14 protein-coding genes are annotated in these 20,392 nt (G+C 60.7%); 4 read left to right on the top strand and 10 right to left on the bottom strand.

What is annotated here, in order from left to right:
• The first annotated feature begins 24 nt into the window (after positions 1-24).
• On the top strand, positions 25-3,831 hold the full coding sequence (locus tag ACKTSJ_RS09395) for a DUF3683 domain-containing protein (RefSeq protein ID WP_407899617.1): 3,807 nt from the start codon (positions 25-27) through the stop codon (positions 3,829-3,831).
• 11 nt (positions 3,832-3,842) lie between these two features.
• The gene (locus ACKTSJ_RS09400; RefSeq protein WP_407899618.1) at positions 3,843-5,462 is read left to right on the top strand and encodes a hypothetical protein; all 1,620 of its coding nucleotides are present in this window, start codon (positions 3,843-3,845) and stop codon (positions 5,460-5,462) included.
• Here the strand turns inward: ACKTSJ_RS09400 and ACKTSJ_RS09405 are convergent.
• The 5 genes from ACKTSJ_RS09405 to ACKTSJ_RS09425 form a co-directional block, all read right to left on the bottom strand.
• Complete coding sequence (locus ACKTSJ_RS09405) at positions 5,449-7,743, bottom strand: putative bifunctional diguanylate cyclase/phosphodiesterase (protein ID WP_407899620.1); 2,295 nt, start codon at positions 7,741-7,743, stop codon at positions 5,449-5,451. The genes ACKTSJ_RS09400 and ACKTSJ_RS09405 overlap by 14 nt on opposite strands.
• 354 nt (positions 7,744-8,097) lie before the next feature.
• Positions 8,098-10,227 carry a tetratricopeptide repeat protein gene (locus ACKTSJ_RS09410; RefSeq protein WP_407899622.1) on the bottom strand — a complete coding sequence of 710 codons (2,130 nt, stop codon included), beginning with the start codon at positions 10,225-10,227 and terminating at the stop codon, positions 8,098-8,100.
• A gap of 89 nt (positions 10,228-10,316) precedes the next feature.
• Complete coding sequence (locus ACKTSJ_RS09415; protein ID WP_407899624.1) at positions 10,317-11,381, bottom strand: hypothetical protein; 1,065 nt, start codon at positions 11,379-11,381, stop codon at positions 10,317-10,319.
• A gap of 121 nt (positions 11,382-11,502) precedes the next feature.
• Positions 11,503-13,329, bottom strand: a complete 1,827-nt coding sequence (locus ACKTSJ_RS09420; protein WP_407899626.1) for a cytochrome c3 family protein — start codon at positions 13,327-13,329, stop codon at positions 11,503-11,505.
• A gap of 7 nt (positions 13,330-13,336) precedes the next feature.
• Positions 13,337-14,233, bottom strand: a complete 897-nt coding sequence (locus ACKTSJ_RS09425) for a hypothetical protein (protein WP_407899628.1) — start codon at positions 14,231-14,233, stop codon at positions 13,337-13,339.
• 211 nt (positions 14,234-14,444) lie between these two features.
• Here ACKTSJ_RS09425 and ACKTSJ_RS09430 point away from each other — a divergent pair, with 211 nt between their 5' ends.
• Positions 14,445-15,752, top strand: coding sequence for an NAD(P)-binding domain-containing protein (locus tag ACKTSJ_RS09430; RefSeq protein WP_407899630.1), 1,308 nt, complete (start codon positions 14,445-14,447; stop codon positions 15,750-15,752).
• A gap of 156 nt (positions 15,753-15,908) precedes the next feature.
• Positions 15,909-16,031, top strand: coding sequence for a hypothetical protein (locus tag ACKTSJ_RS09435; RefSeq protein ID WP_407899632.1), 123 nt, complete (start codon positions 15,909-15,911; stop codon positions 16,029-16,031).
• Between the two features lie 45 nt (positions 16,032-16,076).
• On the opposite strand, the gene ACKTSJ_RS09440 is transcribed toward ACKTSJ_RS09435, so the two are convergent.
• The 5 genes from ACKTSJ_RS09440 to ACKTSJ_RS09460 all read right to left on the bottom strand — a co-directional run bounded on the left by ACKTSJ_RS09440 (position 16,077) and on the right by ACKTSJ_RS09460 (position 20,110).
• A complete protein-coding gene (locus tag ACKTSJ_RS09440) occupies positions 16,077-16,622 on the bottom strand; it encodes a glycine cleavage system protein R (protein WP_407899634.1) in 546 nt (181 codons plus the stop codon).
• Positions 16,623-16,682: 60 nt separating this feature from the next.
• Complete coding sequence (locus ACKTSJ_RS09445) at positions 16,683-17,069, bottom strand: YchJ family protein (protein ID WP_407899636.1); 387 nt, start codon at positions 17,067-17,069, stop codon at positions 16,683-16,685.
• Positions 17,057-18,037, bottom strand: a complete 981-nt coding sequence (locus tag ACKTSJ_RS09450) for a serine/threonine protein kinase (RefSeq protein ID WP_407899638.1) — start codon at positions 18,035-18,037, stop codon at positions 17,057-17,059. Before ACKTSJ_RS09450 ends, ACKTSJ_RS09445 begins: the two co-directional genes overlap by 13 nt.
• A gap of 169 nt (positions 18,038-18,206) precedes the next feature.
• Entirely contained in the window at positions 18,207-18,770 is a 564-nt protein-coding gene (locus ACKTSJ_RS09455) for a DUF1415 domain-containing protein (RefSeq protein WP_407899640.1), read from the bottom strand.
• The gene (locus tag ACKTSJ_RS09460) at positions 18,770-20,110 is read right to left on the bottom strand and encodes a DEAD/DEAH box helicase (protein ID WP_407899641.1); all 1,341 of its coding nucleotides are present in this window, start codon (positions 20,108-20,110) and stop codon (positions 18,770-18,772) included. The genes ACKTSJ_RS09455 and ACKTSJ_RS09460 overlap by 1 nt, the downstream gene beginning before the upstream one ends.
• Positions 20,111-20,392 lie beyond the last annotated feature (282 nt).

The following is a 20,392-nucleotide window of genomic DNA, read 5'->3' on the forward strand; positions in this document are numbered from 1 at the left end:
CGCCTTGCGACGAAGGCTCCCTCGATGACTACCCAACTACGCGAAATTCCCTACAACTACACCTCGTTCTCCGACCGCGAGATTGTGTTGCGCCTGCTGGGCGGCGAGGCGTGGGACATCATCAACACCCTGCGCGAAGAACGCCGCACTGGCCGCTCGGCGCGCATGTTGTACGAAGTGCTGGGCGACATCTGGGTCCTCACGCGCAACCCCTATCTGGAAGACGATCTGCTGGCCAACCGCAAGCGGCGCCGCGCACTGATCGGCGCGCTGTACCACCGTCTGCATGCCATCGAAGAACGGCGCCAGGACAACCCGGCGGTCAAACGCCTGCTCGAGCTCACCACCCGCACGGTCGAACGCTTCGCCGCCGACTTTGAGACTACCCTGCAGTTGCGCAAACGCACGCTGCGTGCACTGTCGCGCATCACGCGCCGCGACAACATCCAGTTCGACGGGTTGAGCCGCGTGTCGCACGTCACCGATGCCACCGACTGGCGCGTCGAATATCCATTCGTGGTGTTGCATCCCGACACCGAGGAAGAAATCGCCCCGCTGGTGCGCGCCTGCATCGAGCTGGGACTGACCCTGATCCCGCGCGGCGGCGGTACCGGCTACACCGGCGGCGCCGTGCCGCTGGACAAATACTCCGCCGTCATCAACACCGAAAAACTGGATACGCTCGCCCCCGTCGAGCAGACCGTGCTGCCCGGCTTGAGCGAACCGTACGCCACCATTCACTGCGGCGCGGGTGTGGTCACACGGCGCGTGATGGAAGCCGCGGAAGCGCAGGGCCTGGTGTTCGCGGTCGATCCGACTTCGGCCGACGCCTCCTGCATCGGCGGCAACGTGGCAATGAACGCGGGCGGCAAGAAGGCGGTGTTGTGGGGCACGGCGCTGGACAATCTGGTGTCCTGGAAGATGGTGACACCGGACGGCCTGTGGATGCAGGTGACCCGCCTCGACCACAACCTGGGCAAGATCCACGACGTGGCGCAGGCGCGCTTCCGCATCACGCGCTACGACCGGCATGACCAGCCCATGCCGCCGGAGATTCTCACCATCCCCGGCAACGCTTTCCGCAAGACCGGACTCGGCAAGGATGTCACCGACAAGTTCCTGTCCGGCCTGCCCGGCATCCAGAAGGAAGGCTGCGACGGCATCATCACTTCGGCGCGCTTCATCCTGCACCGCGAGCACAAGTTCACGCGCACCGTGTGTCTTGAATTTTTCGGCCAGGTGCATGAAGCGGTGCCTGCCATCGTCGAGATCAAGGACTACATGGCGGCGCATCCGAGCGCCTTGCTGGCCGGTCTGGAGCATCTGGACGAGCGTTATCTGAAGGCCGTCGGTTACGCCACCAAAGCCAATCGCGGCACGCGCCCGAAGATGGTGCTGCTCGCCGACGTCGTGAGCGACGACGAGCGCGGCGCCGGCGAGGCCGCTTCGGAAATCGTGCGCCTGGCCAATCTGCGCCACGGCGAAGGCTTCATCGCCGTGGCGGCCGAGGCGCGCAAGAAATTCTGGCTGGACCGCGCGCGCACCGCCGCCATCGCCAAGCACACCAACGCGTTCAAGATCAACGAGGATGTGGTGATCCCGCTGCCGCGCATGGGCGATTATTGCGACGGCGTGGAGCGCATCAACATCGAACTGTCGCTCGGCAACAAACTCAAGTTGCTGGATGCGCTGGACGAGTTCTGCAAAGGCGAACTGCCGCTGCGCTACCAGGATGACGAACAGCTGGGCGCTGCCGAACTGCTCGGCGATCGTCCGTCTTCCGCGCGGCAACTGCTCGCCGAGGTGCGCGCGCGCTGGCAATGGCTGCACGACAACCTCGATGCGCCGCTGGATTCCTGCCCGTTCGCGCCCTCCGACCGGCAGGATGCGGTGACGGTATTCGACGCGGTGCAACGCCATCTGCTGCGCGCCTCGTGGAAACGCGAACTGCGCGAACCGCTGCGCCAGATTTTCAACGGCGGCACGTACCAGCCCATCCTCGATGCCTGCAACGCCATCCACCAGCGCGTGCTGAAGGGGCGCGTGTTCGTCGCCCTGCACATGCACGCCGGCGACGGCAACGTGCACACCAACATCCCGGTCAACTCCGATGACTACGCCATGCTGCAGCAGGCCTACGGCGCGGTGGACCGCATCATGCAACTGGCAAAGGATCTGGGCGGCGTGATCTCGGGCGAGCACGGCATCGGCATCACCAAATTCGATTTTCTCGAGCAGGGAGAAATCGCCCCCTTCATCGCCTACAAGAACAAGGTTGACCCGGACGGGCGCTTCAACAAAGGCAAACTGCTGCCGGGCAGCAACCTCGAACGCGCCTACACCCCCAGCTTCAAGCTGATGGAGATGGAGAGCCTGATCCTGGAACAGAGCGCGTTGAGCGACATTTCCGACTCGATCAAGGACTGCCTGCGCTGCGGCAAGTGCAAACCGGTATGCAGCACCCACGTCCCGCGCGCCAATCTGCTCTATTCACCGCGCAACAAGATCCTCGCCACCTCGCTGCTGATTGAAGCCTTCCTGTACGAAGAGCAAACCCGGCGCGGGGTATCCATCGCCCACTTCGACGAGTTCAACGATGTCGCCGACCACTGCACGACGTGCCATCGCTGCGAAAAACCGTGTCCGGTCGATATCGATTTCGGCGACGTGTCGGTGGCGATGCGCAATTTCCTGCGCAAGCAGGGCAAGAAGAACTTCAACCCGATCACCGCCACCTCGATGCTGTTCCTTAACGCCACCGACCCCACCACCATCAAACTGGTGCGCAAGGTGATGATCGAGTGGGCCTATCGGGGACAACGCCTGGCGCACCGGGTAGCCAAGCACCTCGGCCTGCTGAAGGCGCAGACACGGCATCCGCCCGCCTCGGTCGGCAAACCGTCGCTCGCGGCGCAGGTGATCCACTTCGTCAACAAACCAATGCCGGGCGGATTGCCCAAAAAGACCGCGCGCGCGCTGCTCGACATCGAGGACAACAGCGTGGTGCCGGTGATCCGCAATCCGCTCAAGGTGAACGAAGAATCGGAGGCGGTGTTCTACTTCCCCGGTTGCGGCTCGGAGCGCCTGTTCGGCGAGGTCGGCCTGGCGACGCAGGCGATGCTGTACGACATCGGCACCATCACCGTGCTGCCGCCGGGCTATCTGTGCTGCGGTTATCCGCAAAATGCGTCCGGCCTGGGCCACAAGGCCGACCAGATCAGCACCGACAACCGCGTGCTGTTCCACCGCGTGGCCAATACGCTGAACTACCTCGACATCAAGACCGTGATCGTGTCCTGCGGCACCTGCATGGATCAGTTGCTGAAGTACGAATTCGGCAAGATCTTCCCCGGCTGCCGCCTGCTCGACATCCACGAATACCTGCTGGAGAAAGGCATCAAGCTGGAACAGGCAACCGGCGTGCGCTACCTGTACCACGACCCCTGTCACTCGCCGATGAAAACTTACGCCCCGCTCAAGGTGGTGAGCGAACTGATGGCCGCGCCGGTACCGCTGAACGACCGCTGCTGCGGCGAATCCGGCACCTTCGGCGTGGCGCTGCCGCATATCGCCACCCAGGTGCGCTTCCGCAAGGAAGAGGAACTGCGCAAGGGCACGGCCGACTTGCGCGGCGACGGTTATGCGGGCGAGGTCAAGGTGCTGACCTCGTGTCCGGCCTGCCAGCAGGGATTGTCGCGTTACGCGGATGATGCGAACATTGGCACCGACTACATCGTGGTCGAAATGGCGAAGCACCTGCTGGGGCCTTCCTGGCTCGAATCCTATGTCGCCCAGGCCAATGCCGGCGGCATCGAGCGCGTGCTGCTGTAAAGGAAAAACGCATGCTGTCACTGGAACCCACTGACGATCGTGCCCATCCCGCTTTCCGGGATGTCGCCTCGTGTCGCCAGTGGCTGGGGCAGTTGCAACTCACCAACCTGAATCTGGCGCACGCCAGTCTGCGCACTGAAATCGACGAGCTGAACCGGCTGGCCCTGCCGGGCAGGGAGCGGCTGCAGGTGCTCGAAGCCTTGCGCGAGACCGTCGCCCAGGTGCAGCACGACTTCGCCAGGAAACTGGTCGGCAAAGCCCTGCCGCTCGCGGATGAAGAGTTTGCCCTGCTCACCGCGCTCGCCAACCTGTGGCAAGCCCTGTTTGACGGATACCTGCGCTGTCTGCTGATGGTAAACGCAGGGGATGCCAGCCTCGGCAAAAAACTCCCATTGCTGTACCAGCGCTGTTTTTATTACGCCCGCTGCAGACTGAACGCTTTTACCGGCGCCGATTACGCGCCGGATTCGCGCAGCTGGCAACAGCTGCACGCCCTGTATGCCGCCATCGAAGCCTCGCCGTTGCGGCAGGAAGCGGTGCGCGATCCGTATTTGCACGAGGGCTTGCCCGTCACGTGCCAGTCGCTGTATCTGGCGACTTTGCTGGTGCATCGCGCACGCCTGCTCGGTCTGCCACGCAGCCAGTTGCACCTTGCCGAGCATTGGCTGCTGCGCTGGCCGGATACCCTGACGCTGGTGGCGGACTGTAGTGCGAGCAGGAATGACGCGCCGCCGCTTGCGCTTGATCTGCGCGGGTCACAAGGGCTGATCGGTCTGGCTCGCGCACAGCGCAACGATAGCCTGCGCTTCCTGCCGCTGGTGCCGTTGTCGAAACAGCTCCGCGTGAAGACGATTCTGCTCAAGCAGGGGCAGTCCCCGCGCCAGCTCGATCTGGGCGACACCCTGCCGGCGCAGGATTGCATCAAACTTCTCGATACCCTGCATGCCTGCTGGTGTGAAGCGCGCGACGATTCGCTGGCCGATGCGCCACGCCCGGCAACGCGCGTGCATCTGTGCGCGGGGCTGGAAAAAATCTATGGCCAGATCGCGCAAAAACCGTTCAAGCCGGTGAAGGATTTGAGCAAAGCCGTGCGCGATGCCCAGTTACAGATTGCCACGTTTGGCCGCGAACTGGATCAGACCGGGCAACACAAGCTGCAGAAACTCGGTTTCGCGCCGGAGGAGTGGCAGGCGGAAAGCAACGGCCTGCTTCAGGCCCGACTGCTGCGCCTGCACCGCGCCGGCGACCGGATTGCACCTCGGCAGATCGTCTTGGTATTCCCGCCCGACAGCGATGATTACAGAGCGGGCATGGTGGCGCAAATCGAAGTCACCCAGGGCGGCCTGCTGTATCTGGTCGTGCATTATCTGCCTGGGAAGCCTCAAGCGATGGTCGCGCAAGCAACAGCCACTGATCAGCCTCTGCTGCAATCCAGCTCTGCCCCAGCTTTGCGCCTGCCGGCCCTCGATCAATTGCATATTCCGGCCAGCCTGGTTCTGCCGCGCAACTGGTTCGTATCCGGACGCGAGCTGGAACTGACCGCAGTTGACCGCAGCAGACACCCCGTCACGCTCGGCATCAGCGTGGAAACAGGCAGCGACTACCAGCGAGTCAGTTTCAGCCCCGCATAACGGGCCACGCGCGCGCGCTCCACGCCAGCAACGCCGAGGCCGGCATCGCCTGTGCGATGCCATATCCCTGGACGACCGTGCAACCCAGCTGCTGGAGCGCCTGCAACTGGGCCGGGTGCTCCGCCCCTTCCGCCACCACCGTGCGCTCAAAGGCGTGGGCCAGGGCGATAATGCCCTCCACAATGGCGTACGCCCCCTTGTCGTCCAGCATCGCGCGCACGAACGACTGGTCGATCTTGAGCGTATCCAGATCAAGCGTGCTCAAACAGGTCAAGGGCGAATAGCCGCTGCCAAAATCATCGAGCGCAAACCCCACGCCGAATTCGCGGCAGGTCTTGATGATTTCGCCCACCCGCGCAATATCCTCCATGACAACGCTCTCCAGCAATTCGACTTGCAGGCAGCGGCGACCGGAAGGAGGACAGCAGCGTCGCATCTCATCCCGCAGGGTATTGATGAAATCGGCAGACTGGAGATGATAGGCGGAGATGTTGATGCTGATCTCGATCGCGTTCCCCTCCTGGTGCCACTGGTGCAGTTGTGCGCAGGCGCTGGCGATGACCCAGTTGCCCAGCTCGATCTCCAGTTCGGTATTTTCGGTCACCCGCAGAAATTCGTCGGGCGGCAACAAACCGCGCTGCGGATGATGCCAGCGGATCAGCGCTTCCGCGCCGACCATGCGCCGCTGCACCAGATCGACCTTGGGCTGGTAATACAACTCGAATTCACCACGTGCCAGACCGTGGCGGATCTGTTGCAACAGGGCATGATGCGAGCGGGCGCGCTGATCGCTTCCCGCATCGAACAGGTGATAACGGTTCTTGCCAGCTTGCTTGGCACTGTACATGGCCTGATCGGCGTGGCGCAGCAGGGTATCCGCATCTTGGTCGTCCTCCGGATAAAGTGAGACTCCGATACTGGCGCTGATATGGAGAGGGTTTCCCTGTAACACGATCGGCTGGCTGATGGCGTCCAGCAGCCGATGCAGGCTGCCCACACATTCTTCCGGCACCTGCAATCCGACCAGCACCACCACGAACTCGTCGCCGCCGAGACGGGCAACCGTATCGTCTTCGCGGATGGTCTCCCGGATGCGGCGCGTCACCTCCACCAGCACCTGGTCGCCGGCATCGTGGCCAAAACGGTCGTTGACCGGTTTGAACCCGTCCAGATCCAGATAGCATACCGCCATCATCCCCTGCTCGCGCTTGGTGCGTGCCAGTGCCTGCACCATACGGTCGGCCAGCAATACGCGATTGGGCGCACCGGTCAGCGCATCGTAATGCGCGATACGCTCCAGTTGTTTTTCATGCTCTGTGCGCTCGGTCACATCCACCGCCAGACCGATCAGCCCCCGGACCGTGCCGTCCTGGTCGAGTAGCCTGACCTTGGTGATCTCCAGCAAATGTTGCTGACCATCAGCAAAAGGCAGCCATTCCGTCGAAAGATGCGGCGACTTCTGCTCGAAACACGCCGTATCGGACTGCATGCAACTTTCCGCAACGGCGCGCGGCAGGACTTCCGTGTAATGATCGGCGGCAAGAAACCGTGCTTCGGCAATGCCGGTGGCCTTGCAAAAATCCTGATTCACAAATTGCACCTTGCCCCGGGTGTCCACCATCCAGATTCCCAGCGGGGCGTTATTCAAAATTGACTGCAACAATCCGCGTTCATTTTCCAGCGCCAGGCGCAACTGCGCTTCCATCTGAAGTTGCGCCCGCTGTTCCTGTGCACGCTGGAATTGATCCCGCTGGAGGATCTCGTAATTCCAGAAGATGACAAACAACACGCCCAGATACAGGCAGGTAGTCAAGATGTCGATGCCGGAATAGCCGGTGTTGATCGCAAAAATGAAGGGGGCCGCAGCGATTGTCAGCATGATGAACAACAGCCAATACAGACCACCACGCAAGCCTTTCAGAAAAAAGGCCGCTGCCGACAGCAGGTAGAACAGGGACACGCGCGTGGTTTGGTACGGTGCGAAAAGATAAATGGCGCAGAACAGGATAAACGCCAGCGAGAGCGCGATTGAGGAAATCAACTCGACCCGTTCCGGATGGTGTTTCAGGTAGTACAACAGCGCACCGGCGATCCCGGAAAAGCCAAAATCGATCATGCCCATGACGGGATTGATCTGCCAGCGGTAAAAGCCTGTGCCAAAGGCAATCACGGCAGCCAGCAGGAAGACGCTCTTGAGGTAGACGGCTTTATAGTTTGGGCGCTGTTCCGGCCCAGCCACTGGCTGGTCATCCTGCGGATCAAGTGCCTTATTGTTGGTCACGAGCCCCCCTTGATTCCCCCCGGCTTTCCGACTTCCAAGAGGCGATGTTCATGCTACCCGTTTTACCCGCTGTAGGGAATTGACAGGATCAAGTCCGAAATTTGCTGTAAATCTTCCCGGAATCGGGCACTGGCAAATTAGGGGGCACCGGGTCGCCCGGTACGTTCCTTTATGGCGATCCTGGAAATGAATCTGAACGACACCCATCCTCGGCTGCCACCCAAAGCTGCGTAGCGTGCCCAGGCAAACTCAATGCGCGGGACCGGCTTTTAAGCGCGGGCCAGTACCGATGCATGTCGGAAGGGTATTTCTGCCAACCACCGCTCAAGGGTTCAAGCGGCGCGCAAGACTTCGTTAAAAATACCAGCGCAGTCCGGTCGAGCCGAAGTACCGCAGCGTGGTGGTCGATACCTGGTTGCCCTTGTTCTGGCTGCGCTCGATCCCTCCGTCAAAATCCACACTGAAGCGCTCATTGACCGCGTATTCGCCGCGAACCGTCGGCGAAATGCGGGTCGTGACCGCATCAAATTGATCGGTCTGCCGGTATAGTTGCAAAGAGGCATCCAGCGTCCAACCGCCGCCCAACATGTTGTGATTGTATAAAAACAGCGAGCTGGTATTCACCGTGCCGCTGCTCCCCAGGCTGCCGCTCAATGACCAGATATCGCCCGTTCGATACAAGTTACTGCCGATCACCTGACCGGTGACAATCTTCTCCGTACCGCGACTGGGGATGGCCGCCAGAAATCCACCCGGTGTTCCGGCAACGCCGCTGGCCGGGAGGCCCGTCGTATTGGACAAACGCAGATCGCCTCCCACCTGCCATTGGTCGGCAAAAGGCAAAACGACGCCGACTTGCCCAAGGTTGGTGGTGGCCGTGCGCGCCAGCGCCAGATCGCGCAGCGCGCTGGCGGACAACACTTGTTGCAAGGCATTGATGGATTGCGTTTCGGCGCCGTTCAACGCGGTGCGAATACTCAAGGAGGGCGTCTTGCGGTGATCGAGCAGCATATTCAACGACATCCCGCTCAACCCCAGCGTCCCGCTCAATTGGGCCGCGTTCAGCGCGCTGAAATTGGTATCGTAATCAAGCAGGGCATAGGCAGAGCGCTTGTCCTGGAAATAACGCCATTCGCCCCCCACCGCACGGCGGTCGAGCACGCCATCCACCGTTTGATTGATGGCGTAAGCCGAGTACGGGCCATGATCCACGCTGGCACCGTAAAAACTCGGCTGTGCCCCGTTGGAATAATCCACCAGCGCCCCCGTTACCGCGTTGACCCGCCACGCCTGCGCGTCACCGTAGCCGCCGCTCAACCCATCAAAGCGCCCACCCACGCCGCCACCAGTCGCGGATTGTCGCCCCGCGCGCACCAGATAGTCCTGGGTGCGTCCCTTGAATTCACCGTATAGCGCGGTAATGCGATTTTGCCGGGTCTGGTTGGAAAGGAAGTTTTTGGTGTGCGAGCCGCGGAACACCAGGCGCCCGTCATAATTATCCGTGACATAGCGCCCCGTCACGTCTTCGGTCGTGATCAGCATGGATTGGTCGGTCAGGGAAAGGGACTGTTTGTCGCTCGCATTATTGAAAAACGTGGTTGAATCAATCTGGCTGCGGCTGAAGTAATAGCGCGAAGTAATCCCGCCAAATGTCATCCAGCGCGCGGCCTGTTTTTTGTTGCCCGCTTCAACAATGCCCTCCCCGCTCTGTTTGCCACCCAGATTGGCCAGGCGCTGCATCACGCGCGGCACGCCTGCGCCTTGCGGGTACAGGTTCAGGTAGAGATCGTATTCGATCTTGGCCTTGTCGAACTGCGCGGCGCGTTCGCGCGCCACCCCGACCCACTCCTGCGCAGTCTCTGTGTAATCGTTCGGCGGCAACAACAACAGTTTGTTCAAAGTCTCGATGGCTTCATCATTCTTTTTGGCGGCCAACGCCTCGCGCGCTGCGGTCATCAATGCAAAACCCTGGCGGTTGTTTTCCGCCAGATTGGCATCGGCGGGAGCCACGGCAGGCAAGGGAACGACCGTGGGCAACAGCGGCAACGTCACCGGTGCTGCCGTAGCATGATCCGGCTTGATGGTCAGCAGGAAACTGCGCTGGTCGGCCCCCGGGCTCACGCTGTATTCGGCGGCGCGCGCAAACTGGATCACCAGTCGCGGCGCGCTTTGCTGGCCACGCGTGGTCACGGTGAACGCAGGGAACAGATTGGAAGGCGGCGACTGGCGCACCTCGTTGTCCACCCACGGCTCGTCCGCGCCGACCTCCCGGATGCGCTCGTAAAAAATTTCCAGTGTCTCGCCGCCGTTCAACGGAAAATGGCGCAGATAACGCACCGGAGAACTCAAATGAATGGTGGCGACGATGCCGCTCGCCTGGTACTCCAGCGTCACTTCATCCAGCGGCTGCGCCTGGACAGTTGCCACACACAGCCCCGCCCAGCAGCCCACCCAGAACGCACACCGTTTCAGTGTCGAACCCATAACCCGCTCCTTAAAAATCCCGATAATAAAGACGCACCGATCATAAAACTGCGCCGAACCGATCGGCGCAGCCCGCATTCAATCCGCCCTCAATCCCATCTGACAAAGGCAACGCCCTTGTTGCCAGCCGGACGGTGGCATCCCGACTTGGAGCAGTCATCCCCTGCCTTCATCCCTTCGTGACCGACACTTTTCTTGCTCATCCGGCCCAGGAAATTTGTGCCGTTCAGGTGGCATGTCGTGCACACCGGAGAAACAAAGGCATGCAAGGTCGCCCCGGTCCGTATCGCCCCACCGACGTGGCAACTGCTGCAGGAGGTTCCGGCATTGAACGGAATGTGATTGGACGGCAGCGCGCCCAAGGCCGGCAACCAGGCATTGGTCGAGGTATGACAGTCGTCGCACTTCATCGGCCAACCATTGAAGCTGCTATGCCCGCCCGGCTGCCCCTGTGCCAGCGTGCCGTTCTCGTGGCAACTGTTACATTGCCCCACCGTGGCAACCGTGCTGTGGTTGAAACGGTTGGGGAACCACGCCCGGTAGTTGTGGCAGGAGTCGCACTCCAGCGTACCTTTCAACTTGGGGGCGGCATGGGAAGACGGCTTGCGATTCGGCGCAGTCACTTGTGGATCGCTGATGTGGCATGAGCTGCAAACCGCCGTGATGCCGTTGTGATTCCAGCTCGCCGGCAGCCAGGCAAAGGTGCGGTGGCACTGATCGCAGGACTGGGTCGCCTTGTTGCCGGTGGCATGGCTGCCCGGCTTGCCTTCCGCCAAACGGCCGATATGGCAATTCCGGCATTGCCCGGGCGCTGCCGAGCCGTGATTAAAGCGTGCGCCCAGCCAGGAGTGCGTATAAAAGTGGCAACTCTCACAGGGCGAATCGGTCACGATGTGGCTGTTCGGTTTGGGGGTGGCGATCACGCGCTTGCCCATGGCATGGCAGCCGTCGCAATTGCGCGGCGTGCCTTTGAATATCCCGCCAACATGGCAGGTCTCGCAGGCCGCAGCCGCGTGTCCACCGGAGAGCGGGAAGCCGGTAATGCCGTGATTGAAACCACGCCCGGCCGCATCTTCCGCTGCCGTGGCAGCGCCCGAACACACCGCCAGCAGCAAAGCCAGCAATCCGCCAATCATTCGTCCCGTTTTTTGCATGGCACACCTCCTCAAAAAATTTCAATCGTAAAATTTACGCTACCCAGACCCGTCACCCGCGTCGAACAGCCGGTTAAGCGGAATCAATCCAGCCACCCCATTCACCGTCAGCGCCGCATCACTACTGCCGTCCCGCCGGCCCCATTTTCACGGTCTTCCAGTCGTTGCCCTCATGGCAGCGCTCGCAACGCTCGCCGAAATTGCCATTGTGAATATCGTCCCGCGCATGACAGGTGCCGCACACCGTCGAGGTCAGCACTTTTCCGCTCATTGGCCTGCTGTGGCAGGCGTAGCACTTGTTGGCGGTCTTTTTGTGCGGGCCGTCCAGCTTGAAATTTGTCTTGTTGTGGTCGAAGTCCCACGCCCCCCACGCGCGCGTGGAGTGACAAACCTGGCATTCGGTGCCCAGCCTGCGCTTGTGCACTTTCTCGTCGTCTTTTTCATGGCACGACCAGCAATCTGACTTGGCGTCCTTGAAGGTCGGCTCGGCATGGCACTTCTTGCACGTCACGATGGCGTGCCGTCCCAGCAGCGGGAAGGTGGACATGCGGTTGTGGTTGAACTTGTCAACATCCTTCCATGCCGTTTCGACGTGGCAGGTCTCGCACTTCTTGCCTTCCTGCCCCTTGTGCGACTTGTCGTCGTCTTTCTGGTGACAGCTCACGCACGCCTGCTGCAGCTTGTCCTTGAACAAATCGCCCTTGTGGCAGGCGGCACATTTCGCCTGCTTGTGTTTGCCCAGCAGCGGGTATTTGGTCTGCTTGTCGTGGTCGAACTTGATCTTCTTCCAGTCGTCCTCGACGTGGCAGCTTTCGCATTTCACCCCGAAGTTGCCCTTGTGCGCCTTGTCGTCGTCCTTCTTGTGACAGGAGACACAGGTCATCTGCAACTTGTCCTTGTACAGATCGCCCTTGTGGCAGGCCACGCATTTCAGCGGCGGCGACAAGTGCTTGCCCAGCAGCGGGAATTTGGTCTGTTTGGCGTGATCGAATTTAATTTCTTTCCAATCCTTTTCCACGTGGCAGGTCTCGCACTTGGGACCGAATTTCCCCTTGTGCGCCTTGTCGTCGTCCTTCTTGTGGCAGGAGGCGCACAGGGTCGGCGTACCCTTGTATTTTTTCTCGATGTGGCACTTGTCGCACTTCACTTCCTCGTGCTTGCCGAGCAACGGGAATTTGGTCTTGTCGTGGTCGAACTTGGTGGTCTTCCAGTCTTTTTCGCTGTGGCACGTCTCGCATTTCGGCCCCAGCTTGCCCTTGTGCGCCTTGTCGTCATCCTTCTTGTGGCAAGAGACGCAGGTCATCTGCAGCTTGTCCTTGTACAGGTCGCCCTTGTGGCAGGCCACGCACTTCAGCGGCGGCGACTGGTGCTTGCCCAGCAGCGGGAATTTGGTGTTCTTGGTGTGATCAAACAGGATTTCTTTCCATCCCTTGTCCACGTGGCAGGTCTCGCACTTCTTGCCGAAATTGCCCTTGTGCGCCTTGTCATCATCCTTCTTGTGGCAGGTTACACAGATCGTGGGCGCATCGCGGAACTTGATGCCGGGTTTGTGGCAGCTGTCGCATTTGACCTTTTCACCCACGACATGTTTGCCCTTGAGCTCAAAGTCGGTCAGCTTGTGGTCAAACTTGTCATGGTCGAACTCGGCCGCCTTGAAGTCGCGCCCCTTGTGCTCGCCGTGGCATTCCTTGCATTCTTTTTCGGTATCGATCCGGCCGTGATGACCGATCTTGCCGGCGACATCCTTGCCCACGTCCTTGTGGCAATCCATGCACAGGATTGACTGTGCTTTCTTGTCGAATTTCTTGTGGCACAGCTCGCAGTTTGCCTCTTCCTTGGCGTGCCCCTTGATGACATCGCCGGGCATCAGCAGTTTATTGGCCTGCACCTGCAGCGGCAGAGCAAAAAGGAAGAAAGTCAGGGCAAAGGTGCGCAAGGTCATGTTCATGGCGAGCTCAATAGGCGTGCACGGCATAGATGTGATAAATGGCGGTGAACACCATCATGAACACCAGCGGGATATGGAAGATGTGCCACCACGAGAACAACCGCTCGTAGGTATGGAATTGCGCCGTATCGCACCCGGCTTTCAGAAAGCCGACGATCTTTTCGCGGTACTCCCGAAACAGGCGCTCCATGCCCCTGATCTGTTCGGCGCTGAACTGCTCCGCCTGCGCTTTTTCCAGCATCACTGCGTGCAATTCACGCGGCAGCCTGCGCTTGAGAAAGAGCGTTTCAACGCCCACTCTGAAAAAATTGGCGAAGCCATATCCGGATGCCTTCGCATAACGGTTGGCCCGGTCACGGAAATCGTCCAGCGCCCGTTCCACACCGGGCGCGAATTCGAACATCGACTTGACTTCGCCGGACTGCTCCATTTCGGCCTGCAACTCATTCATCGTCGCCTGCCGGCCATACAATCCGTGGTGAATCTTGGTGTAGAAGAAACGGCCAAACGTGCCGCTGCCCGACACCAGCAGCATGCAGTACATCGCCACGGCCGCGTTGATCGACCCCGTCGGGTGGATGAACGGGATATAGACGTGATAGGTCGAGTGAAAAATGATGAACAGCGGCCCCACGATGCCCAGCACCATGTGCCACTTGAACCAGAACGGCAGGAAACCGAAATTTTCCAGGAACGGCCAGCGCTTGCGCAGCGGGTAGAGCAACAGCAACAGCATCATCACACCGCCGATGAGACCGAGGTTGTAACCGAAATCGAACAGTTCTTCGCCCGGCTTGTACAGGGTCTGCGGATAAACCACGAAATAGCCGGCAAAAGTGATGAACCCGATGATGCTGATGAAGATCATCCAGTGCAGGTGTTCAGATTCTTTTTTGCTTCTCATAATATTTTTTGCCTTCCGAATGGGCGCGCGATTCTAACCTGATTATTTTGTTTTGACTGCTTGCGTTTGTCTAAAAAACCACACCGACATAGAATGCGTCGCCTTCTGACCTGACGTGCCTGATTTAGTTCCTGCCGGCAGGAACTGCTCCAGGGAAAAATCGTCACACCGGTATTTTTAACCCGCCCCATCAAAACTTCACTGCTCAACTATGGACATCACCGATCTTGCCGTTTATCTGATTCCGCTGGCCGTCATCATGCTTTTCTATCTGGGTCGCAGGAAAAAGACCGAAAAGAACTCGGTCGCCCAGATGACCGAGGCATTCGCCCAGGGGCTGACCGAACCCGCCTCGCTGCATCCCGTGATCGACCCGGTGCGCTGTCTTGGCTCCGGCAGTTGCATCAAGGCCTGTCCGGAAGAAGCGCTGGGCATGATCAAGGGCAAGGCCGTACTGGTGAATCCCACGCTGTGCATCGGCCACGGCGCGTGTGCCGCTTCTTGCCCGCAGGATGCGATCACTCTGGTGTTCGGCACCGAAAAACGCGGCATGGACATCCCGCAGGTCGATCCGACTTTCGAGACCAACGTCAAAGGCATCTTCATTGCGGGCGAACTCGGCGGCATGGGCCTGATCCGCAAATCGGCCAGCCAGGGCGCGCAAGCCATGGATGCCATCGCCAAGTTCAAGGGCAGCGCCAACGACTACGACGTGATCATCGTCGGCGCCGGCCCCGCCGGGCTGGGCGCCGCGCTGGGCGCGATCCAGCACAAACTGCGTTACCTCGTGGTCGAGCAGGAGACTTCGCTCGGCGGCGCGATCTTCCAATACCCGCGCAACAAGGTCGCCATGACCGCGCCGGTCAAGCTGCCGGTGGTCGGCGAAATGCACTTTCGCGAAGTGAGCAAGGAAAAACTGCTGGAATGGTGGCTGGGAATCATCGAAAAGACCGGCATCCGCATCCACTATAACGAGCGCATGGAAAACGTCACGCCCGCCGACCAGGGCTTCATCGTTAAGACCAGCAAAGGCGAATACCAGACCCGCACCGTATTGCTTGCCATCGGGCGGCGCGGTACGCCGCGCAAGCTCGGGGTGCCGGGCGAAGACCTGCCGAAAGTCGTGTATCGCCTGATCGACCCGGAACAGTACCGCAACATGCATGTGATCGTGGTCGGCGGCGGCGATAGCGCGGTCGAGGCCGCGATGGCCGTTGCGGCGGAACCGGGCACCACCGTTTCGCTGCTCGCTCGCGGGGAAGATTTCGGCAAGGCATTCGGCGGGGCCAAGCCGAAGAACCGCGACAAGCTGAAAGCCATGGCCGATGCCGGCAAGCTGAAAATCTACCTCAAGTCCGGGGTCAAGCAGGTCAACCCGGAGACAGCCGTCATCAAGTTCGGCGACGAGGAAGCCGAGATTCCGAACGACGGCGTCATCGTCTGCGCCGGCGGCACCCTGCCCACGCCCTTCCTGAAACAGATCGGCGTGCTGGTCGAAACCAAGTTCGGCACGACCTGACCCAACATAAAACCGGTCGCGATTGCGTGACCTTTATAGCCGCCCCTTGAACTCGGCTCAAGGCGATGAAAGCCTCCTCAAGGAGGGCGCAATAACGTCAGCCGCAACCCAGCACTCTGATGCGCAGTCACTCTGCTGACGGAATCCGGAAAGTTCGTGACCGACACCCAGCACGAAATGATGATGGGCGAGAAGAGCCGCCATCTCAAGCTCACCGCGCTGCTGGCCGAGGGCGAGGATTTCGAGCAGGCGGCGTTCGAGTGGCTGAACCCCGAGTGATACCGGACAGATGACGACGGGCACTGCCCGCCGATTTTCGTCCCCTCACCCCCGCAACGGCTCGAACGTCGCGTCCAGATTCAGATCATCGCAGTAATCGAGAAAATCGCCGCGCAGGGTGGCAATGTGCATTCTGGCCGGAATGCCGACGGTCATCACCACGGACAACATCGGCGAGCCGGTATGCGGGGCCGGATAGCTGCTGGTCTGCAGCGCTTCGATGTTGATGCCCTGGCGTGCGAAGAACGCTGCCAGGCTCCGCACAATGCCGGAACGGTCTGACGTGACGAGCTCGACGGTGTAAGGGATGGCGACGTCCTGGCGTTCGGCTTTGCCGGTACGTTCATAAGAAAGTGCGAGGCCAAGTTGCTCCCCCAGCGCAGACAATTGCCCTTCCAGTTTGGAGAGCGCATGCCAGGGGCCCGAGAGCAGAAAGACCAGAACACACTGCCGGCCCAGTACCGCCAGACGGCTCTCGTCGATATTGCAGCCGCTCTCCGCAATGCGGCCGCTCAACCGTTCGACGAGACCGGGCCGGTCCGGGCCGTGGGCGGCAAGCACCAGGTGCGTGTTTTCTGTTTCAGGATTCATGGTTGTCCGATGAGATGTGGCATGAAAAAAGGTGCGTATTGTAGCGGTGATACAGGTCGGCTATAAATCGCCGTCAACATAGAACCAGAATCCCCCCTCGCGCACGAAACGGCTCACTTCATGCAAGCGCTGCGCACGTCCACCGATCTTGTAGCGCGCGACGAACTCGACGATGGCATGCGTTTCATCCCGTTGTTCATGGCGTTTCACATCCAGGCCGATCCACTTGGTCGGCGTTTCTTCTGCCAGGCCCAATGCTGCGGGACGCGTTGAGGGATGCCAGGTCGCCAGCAGGTAGTCTTCGCGCAACAAGGTATAGGCGGTATAGCGCGAGCGCATCAGCGCCTCGGCGCTGGGCGCGGCTGCGTTTCCTGCCAGATAAGCGCCGCAACAGGCAGCGAATTTCTTGTTGCTGCCGCAGGGACACGGCGCGTTCAGTTCTGCCACAGCGGAGGCTCCTCCATCAGCGCGATCTGTTCGCGCAATTCCAATATCCTGTCCTGCCAGTAGCGCTGGGTGTTGAACCAGGGGAAGGCTTGCTTGAAGGCGATGTCGTCCCAGCGCCGCGCCAGCCAGGCCGAGTAGTGGATGAGGCGCAGCGTGCGTAACGCTTCGATCAGGTGCAGTTCGCGCGCGTCGAACTCGCAAAAATCCTCATACCCCGCCAGCACGTCGCCCAGTTGCCGGATTCGGTCCTCGCGCTCTCCCGAGAGCAGCATCCACAAATCCTGCACCGCCGGCCCCATGCGGCTGTCGTCGAAATCGACGAAGTGTGGGCCGTCGTCCGTCCACAACACGTTGCCTGCGTGGCAATCGCCATGCAGGCGCAGTTGTTTCACCTCGCCCGCCCGGTCGAAACAATGGCGCACGCCGTCCAGTGCCTGTTGCGACACGCTGCGCCAGGCGGCGTCGATGTCCGGCGGGATGAAGCCGTTGGCCAGCAGGTATTCGCGCGGCTCGATGCCGAAGGTGTCGGTGTCGAGTGCGGGCCGGTGCTGAAAATCCTTGATCGCGCCGACAGCGTGGATGCGCCCCAAAAAGCGGCCCAGCCATTCCAGTGTGTCGCGGTCTTCCAGTTCTGGTGCGCGCCCGCCGTGCCTGGCAAATACGGAAAAACGGAAACCTTCGAAATGGTGCAAGGTGCTGCCATTGATGGTCAAGGCCGGCACGACGGGGATCTCGCGCTCGACCAGTTCCTGCACGAAGGTGTGTTCTTCGAGAATCGCTTCATCCGTCCAGCGCGCGGGACGATAAAACTTGGCGACCCGCGGCGCGCCCTCGTCCATGCCGACCTGATACACGCGGTTCTCGTAGCTGTTGAGCGCGAGCAGCCGCCCGTCGCAACGCAGGCCGATGCTTTCCAGCGCGTTGAGCACGCAGTCTGGCGTGAGTTGCGAATAGTCGGGTGTGGTCATGAATCAAGGATACCGCTGATTTTCAGACGTGCGTAAAGTGATTTGAAAACCGTAGCGAGCGGCTGGAGTACAAGGCGCACGCAGTACAGAAACCGGAGTGCACATGTAATGCATGAGGATTCAGAGCACCGTGCAACGCAGCAATCCAGCCGCGCAGCAGGTTTTAAAATTACTTTCTCTGCACTGGCGCCAGACCGAGCGCATCCCACCCTTCATGCCCAAGCTTGCGCAGGGTCTCCATGTTCTTCTCGAAGATCCTCTCGGCCTCGGGGAAAGCGGCCACGGCTTCGTCGATGCTGTCTTCGCGGATCAGGTGCAGCGTGGGATACGGCGAGCGGTTGGTGTAGTTGGTGATGTCGTCGGCTTCGGTATCGGCGAACTGGTAGTCGGGGTGCATGCTGGCGACTTGCAGCTCGCCGGCCAGCCCGACCTCTTCCAGCGCGGCATCCACCACGGCGAGGAAGTCGTTGTAGTCGAGGAAGTCGTTCAGCACCTGCGGATGGATGAGCAGCGTGGTGTCGATCTTGTCGCGCGGCGTCTCGGCCAGCAACTCCAGCTCGCGCAACACATCAGCCAGCAATTCATCCGGCGTCTGTGCGGCGCTCACGCAGTAGCGTATCTGGCCTTTGACGTGCACGCCCTTGGCGAACGGGCACAGATTGAGGCCGATGACGGCCTTCTCCAGCCACAGCTTGGTGTCGGCGATGGCTTGTTCGTTGCTGACCGCTGTCATCAACGGCCACGCCCGCCGGAACGATGCTGTGCACCGGAGGGCACGTTGCCGCGCCCTGCCCCGCCTGCAGGTTTGCCGCCGGGACGCGGTGCGCCACGGCCTTGCCCGCCACCGGCGCGCGGTGCGGATTGACCGCGTCCCTGGCCTTGGCCGCGCCCGCCTTGACCGCGATTCGAACCATTCATGATCGGCTCCGCCTTGATGCGCGGGTCGGGCTCGAAACCGGGAACCTGCACCACCGGAATCTCGCGTCGGGTCAGGCGTTCAATGTCGCTCAACAGTTTCTTCTCATCGATACACACCAGCGAACTCGCTTCGCCCGAACTTCCCGCGCGCCCGGTACGGCCGATGCGGTGCACATAATCTTCCGCCACGTTGGGTAATTCGAAGTTGACCACATGCGGCAGTTCGATGATGTCGATGCCGCGCGCGGCGATGTCGGTGGCGACCAGCACTTGCAGCTTGCCGGTCTTGAACTCGGCCAGCGCGCGTGTGCGCGCGGCCTGGCTCTTGTTGCCGTGGATCGCCATGGCGGGAATGCCGTCCTTGTCGAGCTGTTCGGCCAGACGGTTCGCACCGTGCTTGGTGCGCGTGAACACCAGCACCTGGAACCAGTTGTGTTCCTTGATGAGGTGGGTCAGCAGCTCGCGCTTGCGCTCGCGGTCCACCGGATACACGCGCTGCTCGATCAGTTCGGCCGTTGCATTGCGGCGCGCCACTTCCACCAGCGCAGGGTTATGCAGCAGCCCTTCCGCCAGCAGCTTGATCTCGTCGGAGAAGGTGGCGGAGAACAGCAGGTTCTGGCGCTGCTTCGGCAACACCGCGAGCACTTTCTTGATGTCGCGGATGAAACCCATGTCCAGCATGCGATCGGCCTCGTCCAGTACCAGAATCTCGACATGCGACAGATCCACCGTTTTTTGCTGAAAGTGGTCGAGCAAACGACCCGGTGTCGCCACCAGGATGTCCACGCGGCCGTGCAGTTGCTTGATCTGCGGATTGATGTTGACGCCGCCGAACATCATCATGGATTTGAGCGGCAGATATTTTCCGTATTCGCGCACGCTTTCTTCCACCTGCGCCGCGAGTTCGCGGGTCGGGGTCAGCACCAGCGCGCGGATGGGAGCTTTGCCGGCGACGGGCTTCTCCATCAGGCGTTGCAGCATGGGCAGGGTAAAGCCGGCGGTCTTGCCCGTGCCGGTCTGCGCGCCGCCCATGAGGTCGCCGCCCTTGAGCACGACGGGGATGGCCTGCGCCTGGATCGGGGTTGGTTCGGTATAACCGCGCTCGGTAACAGCGCGGACGAGTTCGGCGGACAAGCCGAGAGATGCGAATGACATAGTTGTTCTTTCTTGTAGGTACAAACGGCCTGTCGCCCTGATGGGGCGCCAGTCTGAGGCTGAATGAGGTGGGTGCTGCGTACCGGAATCGGCGGCAATCACTAGACTGAAACGAGATTGCGGGGCGCAGTGTAACAGCAAACACTGCAACCTTGGCGGTTATTCGGCCAAGGACTAAACCGCTCCGCGGTATGGGCGCTCCGATCCTCGAGCCCTGGTTGATTGCCGGAGCGGTTGAATCGCTGGTTCTGTTTCCCTAACTTGTGAAGTGAGGCGATCCGC

The sequence above is a fragment of the Ferrigenium sp. UT5 genome (assembly GCF_045866295.1).
GTDB lineage: Bacteria > Pseudomonadota > Gammaproteobacteria > Burkholderiales > Gallionellaceae > Sideroxyarcus.